Consider the following 1719-nt stretch of genomic DNA (forward strand, 5'->3'; position numbering starts at 1 on the left):
GTAGCCGGGGCAGATTCCCGGGCAGAGCGTCTTCCCTTTGGGTCGTAGCTGTGATTCACACTGCCGATGACTCTGGGAGGATCAGACCCTGTTGATGATGCAGCGCTGTTCGAGCTGCGTGGTGTTGTCGGCGTTTTTGCAGCGCAGGTTGGGACCCTTCAGGCGGCGGTCGACAGGCTGACGGGCGAGAACGCGGCCCTGAAGGCTGAGAATGTCGCGTTGAAGGACGAGATTGCGCGACTGAAAGGTTTACCGCCGCGGCCAAAGTTCAAGGTCAAGCCGTCAGGGATGGAGCAAGCGACTTCGAAGCCTGTGGCAAAGAAGGGCCGCAAACGCGGCCGCGGATCCTTGCGCGACAAACTTGTCGTCACATCGGAAGTGAAGCTGAAGGCGAAGGTGCCGCCGGGCTCGCGGTTCAAAGGCTATGAAGACATTGTGGTCCAGGATCTGCGGATCTGCGTCGAGGTGGTGCGCTATCGCCGGGAACGCTGGGAGACGGCGTCGGGCGAGCGGATCGTTGCAGATCTGCCACCTGGCATCCTTGGCGGCTTTGGCCCCGAACTCCGACGCTTTATTGCCGCGGGCCATTTTCAGGGCCAGGTGACCAGCGAGCGACTGACCGCGCTGCTGAACGGCATGGGGCTGGAGATCTCGAAGCGGCAGGTCGTACGTCTGTTGAGCAAGGGACTGGACGCCCTCATGGCCGAAGATGAGGCCGTGTTGCGGACCGGGCTGGAGACCGCGCGCTGGATCAGCGTCGACGACACCTCGGCGCGTCACGCCGGCGAAGATGGCTACGTCACCCAACTGGGCGACAAGCGGTTCACGGTGTTCCGCACAGGCAAGTCGAAGTCGCGCCGGGCGTTCCTGTCGTTGCTGCAGGCAGGGCGTACCGATTACGTCGTCAACGACGACGCGATCACCATGATGCGCCGCATGAACATGGCGGCTGCGCAGATCGCGTTTCTGGAACAGCATCCGGTTAAATGCTTCGCCGACGAAGCAACCTGGCGCGCGCATCTGGAAGGCCTGGGCTTCCACACGCTCAAGATCACCCCCGATCCGGTCAACGTCGCCACCGAAGGCGCATTGTGGGGCGCGGTCTGTGAGCAGGGCCTGCTCGCTGACACCGTGATCGTGTCCGATGGCGCCGGTCAGTTCCGGGTCGGCCAGCATGCGCTGTGCTGGGTTCACGCCGAGCGGCTCGTATACAAGCTGCAGCCGATGTGTCCGGCGCAGCGCAGCGCCCTCGATCTCAAGCGGACCCTGATCTGGTGGTTCTACGCCGATTTGAAAGCCTGGCAGCGCGACCCCGATCCAAAACGCGCCAGCGCGCTGCGCGCGCGCTTCGATCGCATCTTCACCCGCCAAACCGGCTACGCCATACTCGACCGGCAACTGGCGCGTCTGCACCGGCAGAAGGCCGATCTGTTATGCGTGCTCGACCGTCCCGAAATCCCGCTTCACACCAACGGGTCGGAAAATGACATCCGGACCGTCGTCACCAAGCGCAAGATCTCCGGCGGCACCGTCAGCGAAGCCGGAAAGAACGCCCGCGACACCATGCTCGGTCTGCTGAAGACCTGCAGCAAACTTCGCGTCTCCTACTATCGCTTCCTTGGTGACCGCTTCGCTGTCCCAGGGGCGTCGAGCATCCCCAGTCTGCCCAGCCTCGTCAGGCTCGCTGCTGCCTAACGCCCGGCAATCTGCCCCGGTTAC

Annotated in this window: 1 protein-coding gene; it reads left to right on the forward strand. The window is 63.4% G+C overall.

Annotated features, from left to right (window positions below; genetic code table 11):
• The first annotated feature begins 66 nt into the window (after positions 1-66).
• Positions 67-1695: an IS66 family transposase gene (locus tag FHS79_RS18465; RefSeq protein WP_184203313.1), complete on the forward strand. Its 1629-nt coding sequence runs from the start codon at positions 67-69 to the stop codon at positions 1693-1695.
• The last annotated feature ends 24 nt before the right edge of the window (positions 1696-1719 follow it).

The sequence above is a fragment of the Polymorphobacter multimanifer genome (assembly GCF_014205635.1).
GTDB lineage: Bacteria > Pseudomonadota > Alphaproteobacteria > Sphingomonadales > Sphingomonadaceae > Sandarakinorhabdus > Sandarakinorhabdus multimanifer.

What these genes read in the sequence shown, in the direction of transcription:
- FHS79_RS18465 (WP_184203313.1), top strand. Translation starts at nt 67, where the DNA reads ATGACTCTGGGAGGATCAGACCCTGTTGATGATGCAGCGCTGTTCGAG.